Origin of the sequence: Methylobacterium sp. NPDC080182 (genome assembly GCF_050281105.1) — a bacterium.
Classification (GTDB): Bacteria; Pseudomonadota; Alphaproteobacteria; order Rhizobiales; family Beijerinckiaceae; genus Methylobacterium.
In genome coordinates this window covers 70,208-91,407 of record NZ_JBNNWO010000014.1, presented here as the reverse complement: position 1 = coordinate 91,407, position 21,200 = coordinate 70,208, and the positions used below count along the sequence as shown (strand labels likewise).

Genomic DNA, 21,200 nt, shown 5'->3' with positions numbered 1-21,200 from the left:
GGGGCCGCGGGTTTCCCCACGGCCCCAACGCCTCGCGACGGGTGACGGTTCAGGCGCTCAGCTGATCGCGGATCGGCAATTGCCGGACCCGCCGGCCGGTGGCCGCGAAGATCGCGTTGGCGATGGCCGGCGCCACCGGCGGCACGCCGGGCTCGCCGACGCCGCCGAGCGGACCGTCCCAGCGGCCGGTCGGCACCAAGTGCACGCGGACCGCCTTCGGGGCGGCGTCGATCCGGAGGACCTCGTAGCCGTCGAAGTTGTTCTGGACCGCCCGGCCCTGCTTGAAGGTGATCTCGGAGGTGAGGGCGAGCCCCATCCCCATGACCACGGCGCCCTCCATCTGCGAGCGGATGCGCTCCGGGTTCACCTGCGGGCCGCAATCGACCGCGATGTCGATCGCCTTCACCTGGACCTGGCCCTTGTCGTCGACCTCCACCTCGGCCGCCACCGCCGTGTAGGTGACGAAGCTGTAGTGGCCGGCGATGCCGAGGCCGGTGCCCTTCGGCATCTGGCGACCCCAGCCCGCGCCCTTGGCGGCCGCCTCGATCACGCCGCGCAGGCGGCCGGTCTCGATCGGGTAGCGCTTCGGGTCCTCGCCGTAGTTCCAGACGTCGCCGATCTCGGTCGGGCTGATCTTGCGATCCGGTCCGATGAGCGCGAGCAGGTACTCCTTCGGCTCGCGGCCGGCGGCGTGCGCCAGCTCTGACACGAAGGACTGGATCGCGAAGGCGTGCGGGATGTTCGACACCGAGCGGAACCAGCCGATGCGGGCATGCGCGGCGGCCTCGGGGTTCTCCAGCCGCATGTTCGGGATGTCGAGCGGCGTGTTGACCAACCCCATCCCGAGCTCGAACGGCAGCTCGTGCTTCGGGTCGGGCGCGAAGATCGAGCCGATCGTCGGCGCCACCGAGCGGTGCAGCCACGCCACCGGCATGCCCTTGTCGTCGAGGCCGGCCTCCAGCCGCTCCACCGAGATCGTGTGGTAGAAGCCGTGGTGGAGGTCGTCCTCACGGGTCCAGGCGAGCTTCACCGGCGCGCCGTCGACGGCCTGCGAGCAGAGCGCCGCCTCGACCACGTAATCGGGCTTCGACTTGCGCCCGAACCCGCCGCCGAGCAGCGTGACGTTCACCTTGACCTTGTCGTCGGGCAGCTTGAGCGCCTTCATCAGGCGGTCGTTGGCGGCCTGCGGACCCTGGACGCAGGCCCAGGCCTCGCAGAACCCATCCTTCACCCGGGCTACCGCCGCCGGGGGCTCCATGGGGGCCTGGGCGAGGTGCGGCACGAAGTACTCGGCCTGGACCTTGGTCTTGGCCTTGGCCATGGCGCCGTCGACGTCGCCCTGCGTGCGCACGACCTTGCCGGGCTTGCGCGCGGCGGCCTCCAGCTCCTTGCGGAACGCGTCGGTATCGTAGCCGGCGTTCGGGCCGTCGTCCCAGGTGATCTTGAGCGCGTCCCGGGCCTTCAGGGCTGCCCAGGTGTTCTTGGCCACCACGGCGACGCCGCCGAGCGGCATGAACTCCGAGGGGATCGGGGTGGCGTCGATCTTGAAGATCTTCACGACGCCCGGGACCTTCTTGGCCTCGCTGTCGTCGAAGGACTTCACCGTGCCGCCGTAGACGGCCGGGCGAGCGACGACCGCGTACAGCATCCCGTCGAGCTTGGTGTCGAGGCCGTAGACCGCCTTGCCGGTGGTGATGTCGAAATTGTCAATCAGACCGATCTTGCCGGTGCCGATGTAGCGGAAGTCCTTGGGATCCTTCAGCTTGACGTCGGTGGGCACCGGCAGCTCGGCGGCGGCCTTGGCGACCGCGCCGTAGCCGAGGGTGCGGCCCGACTTGGCGTGGGTCAGCGTGTGGTTGACGGCCGTCACCTCGGAGGCCGGCACGCCCCACTGCTTGGCCGCCGCCTGGATCAGCATCAGCCGCGCGGCGGCGCCGGCGTGGCGGAAGTGCTGGAAGAAGTGGCGGGTCGAGCGCGAACCATCCGTGTCCTGGTTGCCGAAGCGGGTCTCGTCGCCCCAGGCCTGGACGACCTTCACCTTCGCCCAGTCGGCCTCCAGCTCGTCGGCGACCGTGAAGGCCACAGAGGTGCGGATGCCCTGGCCCATGTCGGAGCGGTGATTGGTCACCGTGACGGTGCCGTCCGGCGCGATGGCGACGAAGACCTTCGGGTCGTCGCGCCAGCCGTGCGGCATGCCGTCGGCGCCGAACTTCTGCTCCTTCTGCTCCTTGGTCTGGGTCTCGTCGGCCCGGGCCGGGCGCAGCGAGAGGGCCAGAACCAGGGCGCCGGCGCCGCCGAGGATGCCGCGGCGGCTGACGTTGTCGAGGGCCGGCGTGGTGCCGGCGGCGCGCTCAGCGGTGAGCTTGGCGTCGTGGATCACAGGCGCTCTCCCTTGCTGGCGGGCGCCGTCTGGCCGGCGGCCTGATGGATCGCGGCGCGGATGCGCGGGTAGGTGCCGCAGCGGCAGATGTTGCCGCTCATCGTGGTGTCGATGTCGTCGTCGGTGGGCTTCGGCGTGTCCTTGAGGAGGGCGGCCGCCTGCATGATCTGGCCGCACTGGCAGAAGCCGCACTGGGCGACGTTCTGGTCGCGCCACGCCACCTGCACGGGATGGTTGCCGTCCGGCGACAGACCCTCGATGGTCACGACCTCCTGGCCGGCGGCCGCCGAGACCGGCGTGATGCAGGCGCGGGTCGCCGCGCCGCCGAGATGGATGGTGCAGGCCCCGCAGAGCGACACGCCGCAGCCGAACTTGGTGCCGGTGAGCCCGAGCTCGTCCCGCAGGTACCACAGCAGCGGCATGTCGGGGTCGCCGTCGAAGCTGCGCGCAGCCCCGTTCACGGTGAGTTTGATCATCGTTGCGTCCTGTCTGGCGGCGCCGGAGCGGCGATCAGTCGGGTCCGAGCCGGGCCGGGGGCCTCGGCCGGCTTAGCCGGCTCACGTTCCCCGGTGCGGACAGGCCGCGGGGCGAACGCTCAAGCTCAGAATAATAAATATTCTAAGGCACGCGGCGGGGTGGGCGCAACGCGGGGACGCGGCCGGTCATCCCCGAGCCTCTGCGCCCGGGGCATGCCGCGTGCGGCGGCGCACATGGGTGACCATCGACACGGGGACGCGGGCGGGTCGATTCGGTCAGGCGGTCCGGTTCGCCGCGCGCCGTGGCCGCGGGCGGAGCGACGCACATCGCTCCGCTTGGCGCCCCAGCGCTGCACCTCGGGTTGGGACGCTTCGCTGCGCGCGATGACAGGCGCCCGCTGTCGAGCTCCGTCGGGCCGGCAGCTCAGCCCTCGAAAGTCGTGTCGGCGCCGACCAGAAGATCGCGGCCGTTCTTCGGGATAGGGAAGCCGTACCCGTCACCGGGCTTCTCCCATATCAGGACGCCGGCCTTATTGGCCGCGCTGACGTACAGATCGAGACCGATCTTCTGCATCGCCAGATGGAGCGCCTGCAGCGCGTCCGCGCCGGCTCCGAAACTTGTCTCGCGGCTGCTCGGGCCAACCGATCGTGTAGCGACAGATCCAGTTCCCGTCCGCGTATTCCGGCGCGCGGAGCCGGACCGGGACAGGGACATCGCCGTCCGGAGCCCGGATCATCAGGACGCGCGCGCCGATGACCATGGCGGCGCGGCCCTCAGACCGTCACCTGCGTCCCGACCTCCACCACGCGCCCGGTCGGGATCTGGAAGAAGTCCGTCGCGTCGTTGGCGTTCTTGGCGAGGGTGATGAAGATCCGGTCCTGCCAGAGCGGCATGCCCGAATGCGCCGCCGGCCGGATCGAGCGGCGCGACAGGAAGAACGACGTCGCCATGATGTCGAACTTGAAGCCCTGGCGGCGCAGCAGCACCAGCGTCTTCGGGATGTTCGGCGTCTCCATGTAGCCGAACTTCATCACGACCTTGTAGAAATGCGGGCCCACCGGCTCGATCCGCACCTTGTCGGCCTCGTTCGAGCGCGGCGTGTCCACCGTCTCGACGGTGAGGATCACGTTCTTCTCGTGTAGCACCTTGTTGTGCTTGAGGTTGTGCAGGAGCGCCGCCGGGGCGATCTCGGGATCGCTCGTCAGGAACACCGCAGTGCCGCGCACGTGGTGGGGCGGGCTCTTCTCCAGCATGCCGACCAGCTCGACCAGCGGCACGTCGGTCTTGCGGGTCTTGTTGAACAGGATCGTCACCCCGCGCACCCAGGTCCACATCAGGATGATGAGGCCGCCCGCGAGCAGCAGGGGTACGTAGCCGCCCTCCACGACCTTGATCAGGTTGGAGAGCAGGAACAGGAACTCGAGGACGATGAAGGGCAGCATCACGGCCGCAGCCGCCACGGGCGACCACTTCCACATGCGCCACATCACCAGGAAGGTCAGCGAGGCGGTGAGCAGCATCGTGCCGGTCACCGCGATGCCGTAGGCCGAGGCGAGCGACGACGAGGTCTTGAACAGCACGGCGAGCAGCACCACGCCGAACATCAGGAGGGCGTTGATCTGCGGCAGGTAGATCTGGCCGGCATGCGACTCGGAGGTGTGGCGGATCTCCAGCCGCGGCAGCAGGCCGAGCTGGATCGCCTGCCGGGACAGCGAGAAGGCGCCGGTGATCACCGCCTGGCTCGCCACCACGGTGGCGATCGTGGCGAGCACCACCATCGGCAGCAGTCCCCAGGCGGGCACGAGCTGGAAGAACGGATCGGCCGTGTCTGGCTTCTCCAGCACCAGGGCCGCCTGCCCGAGATAGTTGAGGGCGAGCGCCGGGAAGACGAGGCAGATCCAGGCCACCTGGATCGGCTTGCGGCCGAAATGGCCGAGATCGGCGAACAGGGCCTCGGCCCCGGTCACCGCCAGGAACACCGCCCCCAGGGCGATCAGCGCGCCGCTGCCGTGGCCGAGCAGGTAGTGCACGGCGTGCCAGGGATTGAGAGCGCGGAACACCTCCGGGTGCAGGGTGATGTGCGGCAGCGCCGCGAGCGCCATGGCGAGGAACCACACGACGGTCACCGGCCCGAAGAAGGCCGCCACCTTCCCGGTCCCGCGGTTCTGCACGAGGAACAGCGCGACGATGATCACCACGGTGATGGGCAGGACGTACTCGTCGAGGGCGGGCGTGACGAGCTTCAGGCCCTCCACCGCCGAGAGGACCGAGATCGCCGGCGTGATCACCGCGTCGCCGTAGAACAGCGAGGCGCCGAGGAGCCCCAGCATGAACACGATGCGCGAGCCGCCGAGCGCCTTCCGCGCCAGCGCCATCAGCGAGAGGATGCCGCCCTCGCCGTTGTTGTCCATGCGCAGCAGGATCGCGACGTACTTGACCGTCACGATCATGAAGAGGGCCCAGAGGATCAGCGACACGGTGCCGATCACCTCCTCGGGCAGCAGGATGCCGTCGGTCCGGGCCGGGACCAGGGCCTCGCGGAACGCGTAGAGCGGGCTGGTGCCGATATCGCCGTAGACGACGCCGACGGAGCCGACCAGCAGCGTCCAGAACCCGGCATGGCCGTGCTGGGTCTCGGCCTTCTCGGGGGCGTCGAGGCTGCCGGCGGTGGCCGGCCCGTGCGTCGGCGCCGGGGCGCCGGTCTCGTCGGCGGCCTGGGCGGCCGCGCGCGCGGCGTCGGGGGCTGCGGGCGCGGGCTGGGGGGCTACGCCGGGTGCGAAGGTTTGGCTCATGCGGATGTCGGAAGCTCGGGCGTGGCCGGCGCTTCGCGGTTCGGCTCAGGGGCCAGTCGGGGCCGGGCAGAAAACGCGAAGACTCCGCCGAACCGTGCGGGCCGGCCACCGGGCCGACCGCTCGCGGGATCGTGCGGCCTTGCTATCATGCCCTCGTGCGCCCGGAAACCGTGTGCACCCGCGAAGAACGCGGAGCTGGGTCTCGGCTCGGCGGGCCACGCCGCCAACGTTAACCGGACGCGCGGCGCCCCGGAGCGACGGCGGGAGGCGAGGCGGTCTCCGTCTCGCGGGACCTGCGCGTCGGCCCGCCCGTCACTCGGCGGCGGTGCGGTTCCCGCCCTGGCCGAATCGGCGCTCGATGTAGTCGATCACGATCGTCTCGAAGTCCTTGGCCAGCGTCGGGCCGCGGAGCGTCATCGCCTTCTTGCCGTCGATGAAGACCGGCGCGGTCGGGGTCTCGCCGGTGCCGGGCAGCGAGATGCCGATATCGGCGTGCTTCGATTCGCCCGGGCCGTTCACGATGCAGCCCATCACGGCCACGTTCAGCCCCTCGACGCCCGGATAGGTCTTCTTCCACTCCGGCATGGAGGTGACGATCCAGTTCTGGATATCGCGGGCGAGTTCCTGGAACGTGGTCGAGGTCGTGCGGCCGCAACCCGGGCAGGCCGCCACCATCGGCACGAAGGTGCGGAACCCCATGGTCTGCAGGAGTTCCTGGCTGGCCTTGACCTCGACGGTCCGGTCGCCGCCGGGCTCGGGGGTCAGCGAGTACCGGATCGTGTCGCCGATCCCCTCCTGGAGCAGCACGCCGATGGCGGCCGAGGCGGCCACGAGACCCTTCGATCCCATGCCGGCCTCGGTGAGGCCGAGATGGATGGCGTAGTCCGAGCGGCGCGCCACCTCGCGGTAGACGGCGATCAGGTCCTGCACCGCCGAGACCTTGGCCGAGAGGATGATCTTGTTCTGCGGCAGGCCGAGCTCCACGGCGCGGTCGGCCGAGCTGATCGCCGAGCGGACCATCGCCTCGCGCATCACCGCCCGGGCGTCGATCGGCCGCGGCGCCTTGGCGTTCTCGTCCATCAGGTGAGTGAGCAGCTCGCCGTCCAGCGAGCCCCAGTTGGCGCCGATCCGCACGGTCTTGTTGTGCTTGATCGCCTGCTCGATGATCGCCGAGAACTGCGTGTCCTTCTTGTCCTTGAAGCCGACGTTGCCGGGGTTGATCCGGTACTTGGCCAGCGCCTCCGCGCAGGCCGGGTGGTCGGCGAGCAGCTTGTGGCCGATGTAGTGGAAGTCGCCCACCAGCGGCACGTGGACGCCGATCCGGTCGAGGCGCTCGCGGATCTTCGGCACCGCGGCCGCCGCCTCGTCGCGGTCGACCGTGATGCGCACGAGCTCCGAGCCGACCCGGGCGAGCTGGGCGACCTGCGCCACGGTGGCGTCGATGTCGGCCGTGTCGGTGTTGGTCATCGACTGGACGACGATCGGGGCGCCGCCGCCGACGGTGACCGCGCCCTCGCCCTCGCCGACCGTGACGCCGACGGTGCGGTGGCGCGGGGCGGGGCCGGCGATCTCCGGTCCGCCGCCGGCCAGCGGGTTGTCGGCGGGGTTCTCGGAACGGGTGGCTTCCATGACTTCCATCGTGGACTTTCGCGGGCGCGCCTCGCGGGTGCCGGAGCCGTGACGGCTGCCGGGCCGGTCCCGGGGACACGCCTCGCCGGAACTTCGGGGCTGCCGCGGGTTAGCTGCGGACGACCCGGCGCCGCGTCAACCCGGCGCCGCGCGGGACAGCATCGCGCAGGACAGCATCGCGGCTGTCATGTCGTATCCTGGCGCGGATGTCGAGTTTCCTGCACGTCCCGGAGGCACCCGCCGCCGTCGCCGGCCGGTTTTCGTCGGACTCTGTTGCCGATTCGCTCAGGCCCGGACAGGTGCCGGCGCGGGGCGGGCACCCCGCCGCGATCCCGCCGCACGGTTGATGCTGCATCGCAGCATCCCATCTGTGTGGTGGATCAGGAGGCCGACATGAGCGAGCAATTCGGTGGCGCCGAGCCGCACAACCCCGCCACCGCCGTTCCCAAATCGCCCGTCACCGACGCGATCGAGGCGCAGCCGGCGCAGGCGCCGGGCCCCGCGCTCGCCGGGCCCAAGTTCGAGAAGCCGGTGGCGCTCGCCCTCCAGGGCGGCGGCGCGCACGGCGCCTTCACCTGGGGCGTGCTCGACGCGCTCATCGAGGACGGCCGCCTCGGCTTCGAGGCGGTGACGGGGGCGAGCGCCGGGGCGATGAACGCCGTCGTCCTGGTGGATGGCTGGCTGAAGGGCGGCCCGGACGGGGCCCGCGAGGGTCTGGAGCGGTTCTGGCGCGAGGTCAGCCTCGACGGCGACCTGGGGCCGGCCCAGCGCAACCTCGTGAGCGGCCTGTTCAGCCTGTGGAAAGGCAACCCGGTGGCCGAGTTCTGGGCCAAGATGCTGGCGCCGAGCCCCTACGTGTCGAACCCGCTCAACATCAATCCGCTGCGCAAGGCGCTCGCCGAGCAGGTCGATTTCGACCGCCTCCGCGAGGCCGACACGGCGGGCCTGTTCGTCTCGGCGACCAACGTCTGGACCGGCAAGCTGGCGGTGTTCGAGCGCGAGCGCCTGACCGTCGACCACCTGATGGCCTCGGCCTGCCTGCCCACGGTCTTCCAGGCGGTGGAGATCGACGGCGTGCCCTACTGGGACGGCGGCTACCTCGGCAACCCGCCGCTCTACCCCCTGCACCGCGGCGCCCAGACCCGCGACATCCTGCTCGTGCAGATCAACCCCGTGGAGCGGCGCGAGACCCCGCGCACGGAGGCCGAGATCCGCGACCGGCTCAACGAGATCACGTTCAACGCGAATCTGATGCGCGAATTGCGGGCGATCGACTTCCTGGACGGGCTGATCGAGGAGGGCACCCTCGGCCAGGGCCAGTACCGCCGGGTCCTCGTGCACCGGATCGACGGCACCGACGCCCTCGAAGACTATAACGCCGCCTCCAAGCTCGACGCGCGCTGGACCGTGTTCAAGCGCCTGCGCGACAAGGGCCGCGCCGCCGCGCAGGCCTGGCTCGCCGAGAACTACGAGCGGATCGGCCGGGATTGCACGGTCGACCTTCAGCAGACGTATCAGTGATGGGCCCTTCGGGCCGTGTACGAATAATTGATATCAAGACAATTTTCTGTCGAGATCTGTCAAAGATTGTCGGATCTGGCAGATTATCGGCCTGATGTTCGGTGGAAGGAAGGGAGTTTGCGTATATGTATTTTGGTCTGACTTCGAGTTAATAAAAATTTTTCTTCATAAGCGACGATGAAGCGTCTACGGGCAGAGCGCGGTTGATGAGGCGGCGACTCACTCACCGCGGGGAGAGCCCGAGACATGTCATTTCGTATGTCTGACTACAGGATCAGCATCAAGATCGCTCTTGTCATGGGCGCGATGCTCATCGTTACATTGGTCGTGGCCGGCATAACCTTGCGGAACATCGGTGACATCCGGGAAGCTCAGGACCGGATCGAGCATACGCAGGCGGTGCTGGAACAGGTCGAGCGGATGAGCCTCGCGATGGTGAATCGGGAGACCGGCCTGCGCGGCTACCTGATCGCCGCGGAGCCGCGCTTCCTCGAGCCCGAGACGGCCGGACGTGAGGCCTTCGCGGCGGCCTGGTCGGAGATGCGGCGGCTGGTGGCGGACAACCCCGCGCAGCAGGCACGCTTGACGGACCTGAAGTCGCTGGCTGATCGCTGGGGCAGCGCGTTCGCGGATCGCGAGATCGCCCTGATGCGCGATGCCGCGACGCGGGAAGAGGCGCGCCGGATCATGATCTCGGGCGTCGGCAAGGCGATCATGGACGAGATCCGCGCCAAGACGGCCGAGATCGCCGACACGGAGCGCGCGCTGATGAACGGCCGGGCTCAGGCCGCGGCGACGGCCATCGCGGCGACGCGTTCAGCGAGCCTGATCGGCCTCGGCCTGATGGCCGGCATCGGGCTGATCGGTCTGGCGCTCCTGCAGATCGGCATCGCCAAGCCGGTCCGCGCTATCACGGCCGCGATGACCCGGATGGCGGCGAACGATCTCCGGACCGAAGTGCCCGGAGTCGGCCGCGGTGACGAGATCGGTGCCATGGCCGATGCGGTCCGAGTCTTCCGCGACGGCCTCGTCCGAGCCGCGACCCTCGAAGCCGAGGCTGCGCAGGCCCGTGCCGCCCTCGATGCGCAACGCAAGGCCGCGATGGTCGAGATGGCCGACGGCTTCCAGGCGGCGGTCGGCGGCGTGGTGCGGGCCGTCTCGTCGGCGGCGAGCGAACTCGAATCCACGGCCGCGCGCATGAGCTTCGCCGCGGCCGAGACGGCCGACCAGTCGACGACGGTCGCGGCGGCGGCCGAGCAGGCGGCCACGAATGTCAGCACGGTGGCCGCCGCCGCCGAGGAACTCGGCACGACCATTCACGAGATCGGCCGTCAGGTGCAGACGGCGGCCGACTTCGCCGACACGGCCGTCGCTGAGGCCGGACGATCCGCGGACCTGATGCGCAGCCTGCGGGAGAGCGCGACGCGGATCGGCGACGTGGTCGGCCTCATCTCGGGCATCGCCGGCCAGACCAACCTGCTGGCCCTCAACGCCACGATCGAGGCGGCCCGCGCCGGCGCGGCGGGTCGCGGCTTCGCGGTGGTCGCGAGCGAGGTCAAGGAACTGGCCGAGCAGACGGCGAGAGCCACCGACGAGGTCGCCCGACAGGTCGGCGAGATCCAGTCCTGGACCGGGGACGCCTCCGACGCGATCACGCGGGTCGTCAGCCGCATCAACGAGATCAGTGCAGTGTCGAGCGGGATTGCCGCGGCGGTCGAGGAGCAGGGTTCGGCGACTCAGGAGATCGTCCGGAACGTCGGGCAGGCGGCACTCGGGACCGGAGCCGTCACCAACAACATCACGGCCGTGGCCCGTTCGGCGGAGGAGGCCGGGAGCGCCGCCGCACAGGTGCTCGAGGCGGCGTCCGGGCTGCTGGGGCAGGCTCAACAGCTCGACGCGGAAGTGGGCCGCTTCCTCGACACGGTCCGGACCGGTTGAGGCCGCCCGCCGGCCTTCCGATCCGCCGGCGGTCGAGCCTGCGTCGAAACGACCGTCGCGGCGCATGAAACCGTGGCGGGTCGGGCGCGTTGCCGCGCGGAAAATTGCGCGCTCAGTGGCGCGACGAGGTCGCGAAGAGGTCACCGCCATGACGCTGCTGCGCCGCGAGGCCCTGATCCTGATCGGTGCCGGTCTCGCCGGCGGCGCCCGCGCCGCGGAGCAGCCCGCCGGCACCGCGCGGGCCACGGATTTCGCCTTCGAGACCCCGGAGGCCGCGCCGATGCCGCTCTCCGCCTACGCGGGGAAGCCGATTCTCGTGGTCAACACCGCGACAGCGTGCGGCTATGCCGGGCAGCTCACCGGGCTGCAGACGCTCTGGACGCGGTTCGGCGATCGCGGGCTCATCGTGCTGGGCGTCCCGTCGCCGGATTTCGGCAACCAGGAACCCCTGGACGGCCCGGCCATCGCGGAGGCGGCGCGAAGGAATCACGGCGTCACCTTCCCGCTCACGGCCAAGACCCGGGTGAAGATGCCGGGCGCCCACCCGTTCTACCGCTGGGCGGCGGCCGAGCGTCCCGCCGAGACGCCGCGCTGGAACTTCCACAAGTACCTGATCGCCCGCGACGGCAGCCTCGCGGCGGCCTTCGCCACGCAGGTCGAGCCGACCGATCCGCGGGTGATCTCGGGGATCGCCGCCACCCTCGACCAGGCCTGACCGCGACGCCGGGCCGGCAGGCGGGATTAAACGTGCGGCCCCCGCGTTCACACATCATGGCATCGGACAAGAACAAGCGCGCGGACCTCCTCGACCTGCTGGTGCCCCTGCGGCGCTACGCGCGGTCGCTCACCCGCGACACGCTGCGGGCCGACGACCTCGTGCACGACACGCTGGTGCGGGCCCTGGAGATGCAGGGTTCGCTCCGGCCGAACACCAATCTGCGCACCTGGATGATGACGGTGCTGCACAACGCCTTCATCGACGAGCAGCGCCGCCGGCAGGTGGAGGCGCGGCACGCCGACACGCTGGTCCGGATGACCGAGGACATGGCGCCGCCGGCCCAGGAGGGTCAGGTGCGCCTCGCCCAGATCCGGCAGGCCTTCCTCAAGCTTCCGGAGGAGCAGCGCGCCGCGCTCCACCTCGTCACCCTGGAAGGCATGGCCTACGCCGACGCGGCGGCCGTGCTCGGCATCCCAATCGGCACGCTGATGTCCCGTCTCGGCCGCGGCCGGGCGGCCCTGCGGGCCTTCGAGGAGGGGACGCGGACCGACCGCGGCTCCGACGAGGCGGAGCCCGCCAAGACACCCGAGACGCGGCGCGGACCGCCCTCCACCCTCCGGCTCGTCGTGTCCGACGAGCCGCGGGAAAGGTCCGCTTGGCCTCTGCGACGCGCCGTCGGAGAGAGCTGAGCGCGGAGCTGATGAAGGACCGGCACCCGCGGGCGCCGGTGCCGACTGACGATTGCGACCGGCGGATCGCCTCCGGGCACGCTGGATTCGAGGACTTCACGATGATCGATCCGATCACAGACGACGATCTCATCGCCTTCGTCGACGGCCAGATCGACCCGATGCGCCGTCTCGACGTCGAGGCGCACCTCGCGGCCAATCCCGAGGCCGCGGCCCGGGTGATGGCCGAGATGCACGATCGCGACGCTCTTAGGGCCTGCTTCGAGCGCGTTCCGGGGCCCGGGCCGGACCGGAACATGGTCCTGGCGCGCCGCTTCGACCGGAACCTGCGCTGGCGCCGCGTCGCCTCGCGCCTGAAGCGGGCCGCCGCGATCGCGGTGCTCGTGGGCGCGGGCTGGCTGGCCCACGACGAGATCGGCCGCTTCGGCGTTCCCGACACCCTGGCGGCGACCCCGGATCCGGCCCTGATCGCAGACGCGCGGCAGGCCCGGGTCGTGGCGCAGCTGCGCAAGAGCATCGGTGGCCAGGCCGACGATCCGGTCTACGACCGGGCGCGCCTCCGCTCGGCGACCGGCATCGACCTGCCGGCCCTGCCCGACGGCTGGCGGGTGCGCGATATCCAGGTCTTCCCCGCCCGACACGGCACCGGGATCGAGGTCGCCCTCGAGACCGAGCGCTTCGGCGAGGCGTCGCTGTTCGCCACCCGCGGCATCCGCGGCGGACCGACGACGCTCATCACCGGCTCGGACGACGGCGACGTCGTCTCGTGGAACGCGGGCGACACCGCCTACGCCCTGAGCGGTCCGCGCAGCGACGCGGACCTGCGGCAGGCGGCGAGCCTCCTCGGCGCCGGTCCGGCGACCCGCTGAGCGCGCGCCGGCCTCCCGCCCGGGGCCTCGACAGGGCGCCCCGGCGGGTGCCAAAGATCGGCCATGCAGGCCACGGATCCAGCACGGGACCCGGCACGGGACGATGACGGGCTCGCAGCCCTGTTCGATGCGGCGCGCGCGGTGCGCGCGCACGCGCACGCCCCCTATTCCCGCTTCCCCGTCGGAGCCGCGCTGCGCGACGAGCGCGGCGCGATCCACGCGGGCTGCAACGTCGAGAACGCCGCCTACCCGGTCGGGACCTGCGCGGAGGCCGGGGCGATCGCCGCCATGGTGGCGGCCGGCGGCCGGCGCATCGCGGCGATCCTGGTCTGCGGCGACGGCGCCGGGCTGGTGACGCCCTGCGGCGCCTGCCGCCAGCGCATCCGCGAGTTCGCCGGGCCGGACACCCCGATCCACGCCGCCGGTCCGGGTGGGGTCGCCCGCACCTTCACGCTGGCGGAGCTGCTGCCGGAATCCTTCGGCCCGGAGACGCTCGGTGAGTGAGGCGGCCGCCCGCGACGCGCTGCGCACCGCCGGCTTCGCGGGTCCCTACGCCTGCGCGGTGGTGACCGGCACCGGCCTCGGCGGGATCGCGGCGGCCCTCACGGACGCGAGCGCCGTCGACTACGCGGCGATCCCCGGATTTCCGGGGCCCGGCGTCAGCGGCCACGGCGGCCGGCTGCATCGCGGCCGCCTCGCCGGGCGGCCGGTCCTGATCTTCGAGGGGCGGGCCCACGCCTACGAGCGCGGCGATCCGGCGGCGATGCGGGTGCCGCTCGCCTGCGCCCGGCACCTCGGCGCCCGGCGCCTCCTCCTCACCAACGCCTCCGGATCGCTGCGGCCCGGGACCGGGCCCGGCAGCCTCGTGCTGCTCGCCGACCACATCAACCTCTCCGGCCTGAACCCGCTGATCGGCGAGGCCAGCGACGCCCGGTTCGTGCCGATGACCGAGGCCTACGACCCGCATCTGCGGGCGCGGCTCCGCGCGGCGGCCGAGACCTGCGGCGTGCCCCTGGGGGAGGGGGTCTACGCGTGGTTCTCGGGCCCGAGCTTCGAGACGCCCGCGGAGGTGCGGATGGCCGGCATCCTGGGCGCCGACCTCGTGGGCATGTCCACCGTGCCCGAGGTGATCCTCGCCCGGTTCCTCGACCTGCCGGTGGCGGCGGTCTCGGTCGTGACGAACCTCGCGGCCGGCATCGCCGGCGGCGCGCCGCACCACGCGGAGACGAAGGCGGTGGCGGCCCGGGCCGCGGAGGATCTCGGCCGCCTGGTCCGGGCGTTCGTGGCCGGCCTGCCCGACGGAGAGACAGCCGATGACTGACCCCGAAGCCGGCGCGGTCGCACGCCGGGCCCTGCCGCTCCTCGACCTCACCGACCTCGGCGAGACCTGCACCGAGACCCGGATCGACGTCCTCTGCCGGGACGCGAAGCGCGGCGGCGTCGCGGCGATCTGCGTCTGGCCGCGCTTCGTCGCGCAGGGCGCGCGGGCGCTCGCGGGCACCGGGATCCGGATCGCCACGGTCATCAACTTCCCCGCGGGCGGCGAGGACTGCGCCCGCGCCACCGACGACACCGCCGAGGCCCTGCGCGACGGCGCCGACGAGATCGACCTCGTCCTGCCCTACGGCGCGCTGCTGCGGGGCGAGGCGGCGGTGGCCCGCGACATGGTCGAGGCCGTGCGCGACACCTGCGGATCCGCGACCCTGAAGGTGATCCTGGAGACGGGTGCGCTCGCCGAGCCGGAGCGGATCCGGGAGGCCAGCCGGATCGCCCTGGAGGCGGGCGCCGACTTCCTGAAGACCTCCACGGGCAAGAGCCCGGTCTCGGCGACCCCGGAAGCCGCCGAGGCGATGCTGGCCGAGATCCGCGCCGGCGGCCGCCCCGCGGGCCTGAAGGTCTCCGGCGGCCTGCGCAGCGTCGCCGACGCTGCCACCTACCTCGACCTCGCCGACCGGCTGATGGGTCCCGGCTGGGTGAGCCCGAGAACCTTCCGGCTCGGGGCGAGCAGCCTGTTCGAGACCCTGATGCGGGCGCGGACGCTGTGAGCGTGCGGCTGCCTCAGGAGACGATCCGGGCCAAGCGCGACGGCCAGCCCCTCGATCCCGACGAGATCGAGGCCTTCATCCGCGGCCTCACCGACGGCACGGTCGGGGAGGGGCAGGCGGCGGCCTTCGCCATGGCGGTGTTCTTCCGCGGCCTGTCGCTGCCGGAGCGGGTGGCGCTCACCCGCGCGATGGCGGAATCGGGCCGGATCCTCGCCTGGGACCTGCCCGGGCCCGTCCTCGACAAGCACTCCACCGGCGGCATCGGCGACGCGGTGAGCCTGCCGCTCGCCCCGATGGTCGCGGCCTGCGGCGGCTACGTTCCGATGATCTCGGGACGCGGCCTCGGCCATACCGGCGGGACGCTGGACAAGCTCGGTAGCATCCCGGGCTACGACGCCACGCCCGGGCTCGACGCGTTCCGCCGGGTCGTCGCGGAGGTCGGCTGCGCCATCATCGGCCAGACCGCCGAACTCGCGCCCGCGGACCGGCGCCTCTACGCGATCCGCGACGTCACCGGCACGGTCGAGTCCCGCGACCTGATCACCGCCTCGATCCTGTCGAAGAAGCTCGCCGCCGGGCTCGACGGGCTCGTGATGGACGTGAAGCAGGGCTCCGGCGCCTTCATGGCGGGCGTGCCCGAGGCGCGGGCGCTGGCCCAGAGCGTCGTCACGGTTGCGGAGGGGGCCGGCCTGCACACCGCCGCGCTGATCACCGACATGGACGCGCCGCTCGCCAGCGCGGCCGGCAACGCCGTCGAGGTCGCCTACGCGCTCGACTACCTGACGGGCGCGCGCCGCGAGCCGCGCTTCCACGCGGTCACGGTGGCGCTGGGCGCCGAGATGCTGGTCGTGGGCGGCCTGGCGCCGGACCGCGACAGCGCCGCGGAGCGGCTGGAGCAGGCCCTCGCCTCGGGCCGGGCGGCCGAGGGCTTCGCCCGCATGGTCGCGGCGCTCGGCGGGCCGGGCGATCTCCTGGAGCGGCCGGCCGCGCACCTGCCGGCCGCGCCGGTGCGCCGGGCGGTCCGTCAGGACGGGACCGTCGCGGGGATCGCGACGCGGGCGCTGGGCCTGGCGGTGATCGGGCTCGGCGGCGGCCGCACCCGGCCGGAGGATCCGGTCGACCCGCGCGTCGGCTTCACGGATCTCGCCGGTCCCGGATCGTCCGGTGGCCTGCTCGGGATCGTCCACGCGGCCGACGAGGCCGCCGCGGAGCGGGCGGAGGCCGCGCTGCGGGCGGCCTACCGGATGGGCGACGCGCCGCCGGAGCGCCCACCCGTCCTCGAGCGGGTGGGCGCCGGCTAGCGGGCGCGCCCGGCCATCACGGATCCGTGGCCGGGCGCGGCGGGCTCGGAGCCCTTACCAGCGGCCGTAGCCGTGGCGATGGCCCCAGCCGCCGTGGTGATGGTGACGCGGGCCGAAGCCGCGGTGCCCCCAGCCGTGATGGTGGCCCCGGCCCCAACCGTGGTGGTGATGGCGCGGGCCGTAGCCGCGGTGACCCCAGCCGCCGTGGCGGTGCCCGTAGCCGTAGCCGTACTGGACGGTCTGGATGTCGCCGGCTTCCGCCTGCAGGCCGGCATCGCGGCCGAGGGGCGCGGCCATGGCCGGCGCCGCGAAGGCGAGTCCGCCGAAGGCCAGGGCGGCGGCCAAACGGGTCCGAGCGGTCTTGGTGAACATCGGCGTTCTCCTGATCCACGCCGGTCGCCCTGTGGCGTCCGGCCGTGTCCCAGGTGTGCGCCTTTCCAGTTGACGCAAACGTGACCTGTTCGCTCAGGCCGTGTTCAGGTCAGGGTCGGCGGTAGACCCAGACCCGCGCCGGCGGCAGGTTCAGCCAGACCCGGTTGGAGCGATCGGCGGTGTAGCTGCCGGCCTCGCAGCGGGCCGGGATCGGCGGAACGACCGCGTAGGTGAACTGCACGAACGGCGCGCCCGGCCGCATCAGGTCGTGGGCGGTGTTGAGCAGGTCGAGCCGCTGCTCCAGCGGCTTGGTGAACAGCGGCAGGCTCGAGATCGTCGCGGCGGCGGGCTCCGTCAGCACGTCCTGGAGGCTCGCGCGCATGTTGTAGGCGTCGCCCTGGATGACCCGAACGCCCGGGAAGCGATGGGTCAGGAGGCGGCAGAAATCGGGGTTGAACTCCACGAGGATCAGCCGCTCCGGCGCGACGCCGCGCCGGATCAGCGCCTCGGTCACAGGACCGGTGCCGGGGCCCAGCTCGACCACGGGCCCTTCGAGGCGCGGGTCGACGTAGGCCGCCATGGTCCGGGCGAGCATCTTGCCCGAGGGCGTCACGGCCCCCGTGACCAGGGGGCGCTCCAGCCAGGACCGCAGGAACCGGGCCTCGTCCTCGAGGGGGTCGCGCCGCGGCCCGAAAATCGCGCTCCTGCCCGCAGGAGCCTTCGCGTTGGGACGGCGGAGCGGCGGCAAGTCCTGGATTCCTTGATGCCGGATGAGAATGAATGGCTAGGGACGGCGCTGTCTTACAGTCAAGCCGGCGCCGCGCCTAGGGGATGCAAGCCACGCCGGCCGCTTGCATAACGGATCTTCCCGGGATTCGGATCCGGCCTCACGGCCGGACCGCGCCCCCGAAGAAGTCCCGCACCTTCGAGAAGAAGCCCGCGGACTCGGGATGGTTCTCCGGGGAGGCCGACTGGTCGAACTCCTGGAGCAGCTCGCGCTGGCGCTTGGTCAGGTTCTGCGGGGTCTCGACGAAGACCTGGATGTAGAGGTCGCCGACCTCCCGCGAGCGCAGCACCGGCATGCCCTTGCCCTTGATGCGGAACTGCTTGGCGGTCTGCGTCCCCGCCGGGATGCGCACCTGCGTCTGCGAGCCGTCGATCACCGGCACGGTGATCTCGCCCGAGAGCGCGGCCGTGACCATCGAGATCGGCACCCGGCAGAACAGGTCAGCGCCGTCGCGCTGGAAGAACTCGTGCTGCTTGATCGACAGGAAGACGTAGAGGTCGCCCGCCGGCCCGCCGCGCAGCCCGCTCTCGCCCTCGCCGGCGAGCCGGATCCGCAGCCCGTCATCGACGCCCGCCGGCACGTTGATCGAGAGGGTGCGCTCGCGGTTGACGCGCCCGGCGCCCTGGCAGGCGGTGCAGGGGTCGTCGACGATCTCGCCGCGGCCGTGGCAGTTGGGGCAGGTCCGCTCGATGGCGAAGAAGCCCTGCGCCGCCCGGACCCGTCCGTAGCCCGCGCAGGTCGGGCAGGTCCGCGGCTTCGAGCCGGGCTTCGCGCCGGACCCGTCGCAGACCTCGCAGGTGATCGAGGTCGGGATCTTGATGGTCTCGGCCTTGCCGGTGAAGGCCTCCTCCAGGGTGATCTCGAGGTTGTAGCGCAGGTCGGCCCCGCGCTCGCGGCCCGGCGTGCCGCCGCGTCCGCGGCCACCGCCGGCGGCCCCGCGGCCGTCGCCGAAGAAATTGTCGAAGATGTCCGACATGAAGTCGCCGAACTCGTTGCCGAATCCGGGACCGCCGGCCCCGCCCTGGCTGAAGGCCGCATGGCCGAACCGGTCGTAGGCGGCGCGCTTCTGGCCGTCGGAGAGGCACTGATAGGCCTCGTTGATTTCCTTGAACTTGATCTCGGCGTCCTTGTCGCCGGGATTCCGGTCGGGATGATAGGTCATCGCGAGCTTGCGGAAGGCGACCTTCATCTCGCCTTCCGTGGCGGTCTTGGTGACCCCCAGGATCTCGTAGTAGTCCCGCTTCGACATCCCGCCCTCAGGTGCCTTCCCGTCCCGTCCCGTACCCCGGGCCGCGACGCTTCTCTACCACCGCGCCGCCGTTCCGGGAGGCCGCGACGAGCCCGGAAACCGGAGGCGCCGACGACGCGGATCCGCGATCGGCCGGCGGCTCCCGGTTCCGGGCCCCGCAGGCCCGGCATGACGGAGCTTCTGAATACGCTTCTCACGCAAAGGCGGGGCCGGATCGCTCCGGCCCCGCGCGGTCGTATCAGATCCGCGCCTCAGGCGCGCTTCTTCTGGTCCTTCTCGTCGACCTCCTGGAAGTCGGCGTCGATGACGTCGTCCTTCTTCTCGGAGGCCGCCGCCTCGGCACCCGCATCCGGGCCGGCCGCCTGGTTGGCGGCGTACATGGCCTCGCCGAGCTTCATCGAGGCCTGCATCAGGTCCGTGGTCCGGGCCTTGATGGTCTCGACGTCGTCGCCCTCCAGCGCGGTCTTGAGCGCGGTCATCGCGGTCTCGATCGCGCCCTTGTCGGCGGCCGGGACCTTGTCGCCGTACTCGGTCACCGACTTCTCGGTGGCGTGGATCAGACTCTCGCCCTGGTTCTTCACCTCGACGAGCTCGCGCCGCTTCTTGTCGGCCTCGGCGTTCGCCTCGGCGTCCTTCACCATCCGGTCGATGTCGGCGTCCGACAAGCCACCCGAGGCCTGGATGCGGATCTGGTGCTCCTTGTTGGTCGCCTTGTCCTTGGCCGTCACGTTGACGATGCCGTTGGCGTCGATGTCGAAGGTCACCTCGATCTGCGGCATGCCGCGGGGCGCCGGCGGGATGCCGACGAGGTCGAACTGGCCGAGCAGCTTGTTGTCGGCCGCCATCTCGCGCTCGCCCTGGAAGACCCGGATCGTGACCGCGTTCTGGTTGTCCTCGGCGGTCGAGAAGGTCTGGGACTTCTTGGTCGGGATCGTGGTGTTGCGGTCGATGAGCCGGGTGAACACGCCGCCCAGCGTCTCGATGCCCAGCGACAGCGGGGTCACGTCCAGCAGCAGCACGTCCTTGACGTCGCCCTGGAGCACGCCGGCCTGCACGGCGGCGCCGATGGCCACGACCTCGTCCGGGTTGACGCCCTTGTGGGGCTCCTTGCCGAAGAAGGACTTCACCACCTCCTGGATCTTCGGCATGCGGATCATGCCGCCGACCAGCACCACCTCGTCGATCTCGGAGGCCGACACGCCGGCATCCTTGAGCGCCTTGCGGCAAGGCTCGATCGTGCGCTGCACCAGATCGTCGACGAGCGACTCGAACTTCGCGCGGCTGAGCTTCAGCGCGAGGTGCTTCGGGCCGGTGTTGTCGGCGGTGATGTAGGGCAGGTTGATCTCGGTCTGGGTGGCCGAGGACAGCTCGATCTTCGCCTTCTCGGCGGCCTCCTTGAGGCGCTGGAGGGCGAGCTTGTCCTTGGTCAGGTCGATGCCCTGTTCCTTCTTGAACTCGGCCGTCAGGTACTCGACGATCCGGTTGTCGAAGTCTTCGCCGCCCAGGAAGGTGTCGCCGTTCGTCGACTTCACCTCGAAGACGCCGTCGCCGATCTCCAGGATGGAGACGTCGAAGGTGCCGCCGCCGAGGTCGTAGACCGCGATCGTGCCGGACTTCTTCTTGTCGAGGCCGTAGGCGAGCGCCGCCGCGGTCGGCTCGTTGATGATGCGCAACACCTCGAGGCCCGCGATCTTGCCGGCGTCCTTGGTAGCCTGACGCTGGGCGTCGTTGAAGTAGGCCGGGACCGTGATGACCGCCTGCGTGACCGGCTGGCCGAGATGCGACTCGGCAGTCTCCTTCATCTTCTGCAGGGTGAAGGCGGAGATCTGCGAGGGCGAGTACTTCTTGCCGTCCGCCTCGACCCAGGCGTCGCCGTTGTCGCCGCGGGCGATCTTGTAGGGCACGAGGCCCTTGTCCTTCTGGGTCATCGGGTCGTCGTAGGTCCGGCCGATGAGCCGCTTGATGGCGAAGAACGTGCGCTCGGGGTTCGTGACCGCCTGGCGCTTGGCCGGCTGGCCGACGAGCCGCTCGCCGTCGTCCGTGAAGGCGACGATGGACGGCGTGGTGCGCGCGCCTTCCGAATTCTCGATGACCTTGGGCTGCGTGCCTTCCATCACGGCCACGCAGGAATTGGTGGTGCCGAGGTCGATGCCGATAACTTTACCCATGGTGGGATCCCTCTTTGTGTCGCGTTCAAGCAGACCGCCGAGCCCCGAAGCAGCTCGGCCCATGGCGGTGTCGGGGGTGATGTGAGTATGGGACCCGGGCCGGATCAAGGGCCGTGAACGGCTGAAACCCAGCGCGCAATCCCGCGTCGAGGGCGATATAAGAAGCCCGTTCCGGGCCCGCAAGGCGAAGCCTGCGCGGCGGGATCGGCCCCGCGGATCCGCGCCATCCCCTTGGCATTCCGGCAGGATCTCGCCGCACGGCCGG

Annotated in this window: 18 protein-coding genes and 1 pseudogene; 9 read left to right on the top strand and 10 right to left on the bottom strand. The window is 71.3% G+C overall.

The features are described 5' to 3' along the window. Positions 1–49 precede the first annotated feature (49 nt). The 6 genes and pseudogenes from ACQKQD_RS23470 to ispG form a co-directional block, all read right to left on the bottom strand. Complete coding sequence (locus ACQKQD_RS23470; RefSeq protein ID WP_020093845.1) at positions 50–2,380, bottom strand: xanthine dehydrogenase family protein molybdopterin-binding subunit; 2,331 nt, start codon at positions 2,378–2,380, stop codon at positions 50–52. Beyond that, positions 2,377–2,856: a (2Fe-2S)-binding protein gene (locus ACQKQD_RS23465; protein WP_020093844.1), complete on the bottom strand. Its 480-nt coding sequence runs from the start codon at positions 2,854–2,856 to the stop codon at positions 2,377–2,379. The genes ACQKQD_RS23470 and ACQKQD_RS23465 overlap by 4 nt, the downstream gene beginning before the upstream one ends. A gap of 424 nt (positions 2,857–3,280) precedes the next feature. Then, positions 3,281–3,484 (bottom strand): annotated as a pseudogene (locus ACQKQD_RS23460) (DUF6968 family protein); the annotation flags it as partial. Next, complete coding sequence (locus ACQKQD_RS23455; RefSeq protein WP_419149872.1) at positions 3,387–3,593, bottom strand: DUF6968 family protein; 207 nt, start codon at positions 3,591–3,593, stop codon at positions 3,387–3,389. The pseudogene ACQKQD_RS23460 and the gene ACQKQD_RS23455, both read right to left, overlap by 98 nt. A gap of 37 nt (positions 3,594–3,630) precedes the next feature. Continuing rightward, a complete protein-coding gene (locus ACQKQD_RS23450) occupies positions 3,631–5,649 on the bottom strand; it encodes a potassium transporter Kup (protein WP_056523636.1) in 2,019 nt (672 codons plus the stop codon). A 312-nt stretch (positions 5,650–5,961) separates the two neighbouring features. Beyond that, positions 5,962–7,287 carry a flavodoxin-dependent (E)-4-hydroxy-3-methylbut-2-enyl-diphosphate synthase gene (gene ispG, locus ACQKQD_RS23445; protein WP_026605032.1) on the bottom strand — a complete coding sequence of 442 codons (1,326 nt, stop codon included), beginning with the start codon at positions 7,285–7,287 and terminating at the stop codon, positions 5,962–5,964. Between the two features lie 384 nt (positions 7,288–7,671). Between ispG and ACQKQD_RS23440 the strand changes: the two genes are divergently transcribed. The 9 genes from ACQKQD_RS23440 to deoA all read left to right on the top strand — a co-directional run bounded on the left by ACQKQD_RS23440 (position 7,672) and on the right by deoA (position 16,359). Then, positions 7,672–8,799 carry a patatin-like phospholipase family protein gene (locus ACQKQD_RS23440; RefSeq protein WP_427509693.1) on the top strand — a complete coding sequence of 376 codons (1,128 nt, stop codon included), beginning with the start codon at positions 7,672–7,674 and terminating at the stop codon, positions 8,797–8,799. A gap of 258 nt (positions 8,800–9,057) precedes the next feature. Next, entirely contained in the window at positions 9,058–10,737 is a 1,680-nt protein-coding gene (locus tag ACQKQD_RS23435; RefSeq protein WP_427509692.1) for a methyl-accepting chemotaxis protein, read from the top strand. A 148-nt stretch (positions 10,738–10,885) separates the two neighbouring features. Further along, positions 10,886–11,452 carry a glutathione peroxidase gene (locus ACQKQD_RS23430; protein WP_056523650.1) on the top strand — a complete coding sequence of 189 codons (567 nt, stop codon included), beginning with the start codon at positions 10,886–10,888 and terminating at the stop codon, positions 11,450–11,452. Between the two features lie 56 nt (positions 11,453–11,508). Beyond that, positions 11,509–12,144, top strand: a complete 636-nt coding sequence (locus ACQKQD_RS23425; protein ID WP_091979961.1) for a sigma-70 family RNA polymerase sigma factor — start codon at positions 11,509–11,511, stop codon at positions 12,142–12,144. A gap of 101 nt (positions 12,145–12,245) precedes the next feature. Next, on the top strand, positions 12,246–13,013 hold the full coding sequence (locus ACQKQD_RS23420; protein ID WP_026605029.1) for an anti-sigma factor: 768 nt from the start codon (positions 12,246–12,248) through the stop codon (positions 13,011–13,013). 63 nt (positions 13,014–13,076) lie between these two features. Beyond that, positions 13,077–13,517: a cytidine deaminase gene (locus ACQKQD_RS23415; RefSeq protein WP_427509691.1), complete on the top strand. Its 441-nt coding sequence runs from the start codon at positions 13,077–13,079 to the stop codon at positions 13,515–13,517. Beyond that, entirely contained in the window at positions 13,510–14,334 is an 825-nt protein-coding gene (locus ACQKQD_RS23410; protein WP_427509690.1) for a purine-nucleoside phosphorylase, read from the top strand. The genes ACQKQD_RS23415 and ACQKQD_RS23410 overlap by 8 nt, the downstream gene beginning before the upstream one ends. Beyond that, positions 14,327–15,058, top strand: coding sequence for a deoxyribose-phosphate aldolase (gene deoC, locus ACQKQD_RS23405; RefSeq protein ID WP_091979966.1), 732 nt, complete (start codon positions 14,327–14,329; stop codon positions 15,056–15,058). The genes ACQKQD_RS23410 and deoC overlap by 8 nt, the downstream gene beginning before the upstream one ends. A gap of 2 nt (positions 15,059–15,060) precedes the next feature. Then, positions 15,061–16,359, top strand: coding sequence for a thymidine phosphorylase (gene deoA, locus ACQKQD_RS23400; protein ID WP_427509689.1), 1,299 nt, complete (start codon positions 15,061–15,063; stop codon positions 16,357–16,359). A 54-nt stretch (positions 16,360–16,413) separates the two neighbouring features. Here deoA and ACQKQD_RS23395 read toward each other — a convergent pair whose 3' ends face one another. The 4 genes from ACQKQD_RS23395 to dnaK all read right to left on the bottom strand — a co-directional run bounded on the left by ACQKQD_RS23395 (position 16,414) and on the right by dnaK (position 20,935). Continuing rightward, positions 16,414–16,731, bottom strand: a complete 318-nt coding sequence (locus ACQKQD_RS23395; RefSeq protein WP_100252772.1) for a hypothetical protein — start codon at positions 16,729–16,731, stop codon at positions 16,414–16,416. A 109-nt stretch (positions 16,732–16,840) separates the two neighbouring features. Continuing rightward, entirely contained in the window at positions 16,841–17,479 is a 639-nt protein-coding gene (locus tag ACQKQD_RS23390) for a class I SAM-dependent methyltransferase (RefSeq protein WP_020093830.1), read from the bottom strand. 139 nt (positions 17,480–17,618) lie between these two features. Then, positions 17,619–18,767: a molecular chaperone DnaJ gene (dnaJ, locus tag ACQKQD_RS23385; RefSeq protein WP_020093829.1), complete on the bottom strand. Its 1,149-nt coding sequence runs from the start codon at positions 18,765–18,767 to the stop codon at positions 17,619–17,621. A 251-nt stretch (positions 18,768–19,018) separates the two neighbouring features. Then, entirely contained in the window at positions 19,019–20,935 is a 1,917-nt protein-coding gene (dnaK, locus tag ACQKQD_RS23380) for a molecular chaperone DnaK (RefSeq protein WP_029359089.1), read from the bottom strand. Between the last annotated feature and the right edge of the window lie 265 nt (positions 20,936–21,200).

Bases quoted from the DNA above. Each gene is read 5' to 3' on its own strand.
- ACQKQD_RS23465 (WP_020093844.1), bottom strand. From the start codon at position 2,856: ATGATCAAACTCACCGTGAACGGGGCTGCGCGCAGCTTCGACGGCGAC.
- ACQKQD_RS23455 (WP_419149872.1), bottom strand. From the start codon at position 3,593: ATGATCCGGGCTCCGGACGGCGATGTCCCTGTCCCGGTCCGGCTCCGC.
- ACQKQD_RS23450 (WP_056523636.1), bottom strand. From the start codon at position 5,649: ATGAGCCAAACCTTCGCACCCGGCGTAGCCCCCCAGCCCGCGCCCGCA.
- ispG (WP_026605032.1), bottom strand. From the start codon at position 7,287: ATGGAAGTCATGGAAGCCACCCGTTCCGAGAACCCCGCCGACAACCCG.
- ACQKQD_RS23440 (WP_427509693.1), top strand. From the start codon at position 7,672: ATGAGCGAGCAATTCGGTGGCGCCGAGCCGCACAACCCCGCCACCGCC.
- ACQKQD_RS23435 (WP_427509692.1), top strand. From the start codon at position 9,058: ATGTCTGACTACAGGATCAGCATCAAGATCGCTCTTGTCATGGGCGCG.
- ACQKQD_RS23430 (WP_056523650.1), top strand. From the start codon at position 10,886: ATGACGCTGCTGCGCCGCGAGGCCCTGATCCTGATCGGTGCCGGTCTC.
- ACQKQD_RS23425 (WP_091979961.1), top strand. From the start codon at position 11,509: ATGGCATCGGACAAGAACAAGCGCGCGGACCTCCTCGACCTGCTGGTG.
- ACQKQD_RS23420 (WP_026605029.1), top strand. From the start codon at position 12,246: ATGATCGATCCGATCACAGACGACGATCTCATCGCCTTCGTCGACGGC.
- ACQKQD_RS23415 (WP_427509691.1), top strand. From the start codon at position 13,077: ATGCAGGCCACGGATCCAGCACGGGACCCGGCACGGGACGATGACGGG.
- deoC (WP_091979966.1), top strand. From the start codon at position 14,327: ATGACTGACCCCGAAGCCGGCGCGGTCGCACGCCGGGCCCTGCCGCTC.
- ACQKQD_RS23395 (WP_100252772.1), bottom strand. From the start codon at position 16,731: ATGTTCACCAAGACCGCTCGGACCCGTTTGGCCGCCGCCCTGGCCTTC.
- dnaJ (WP_020093829.1), bottom strand. From the start codon at position 18,767: ATGTCGAAGCGGGACTACTACGAGATCCTGGGGGTCACCAAGACCGCC.
- dnaK (WP_029359089.1), bottom strand. From the start codon at position 20,935: ATGGGTAAAGTTATCGGCATCGACCTCGGCACCACCAATTCCTGCGTG.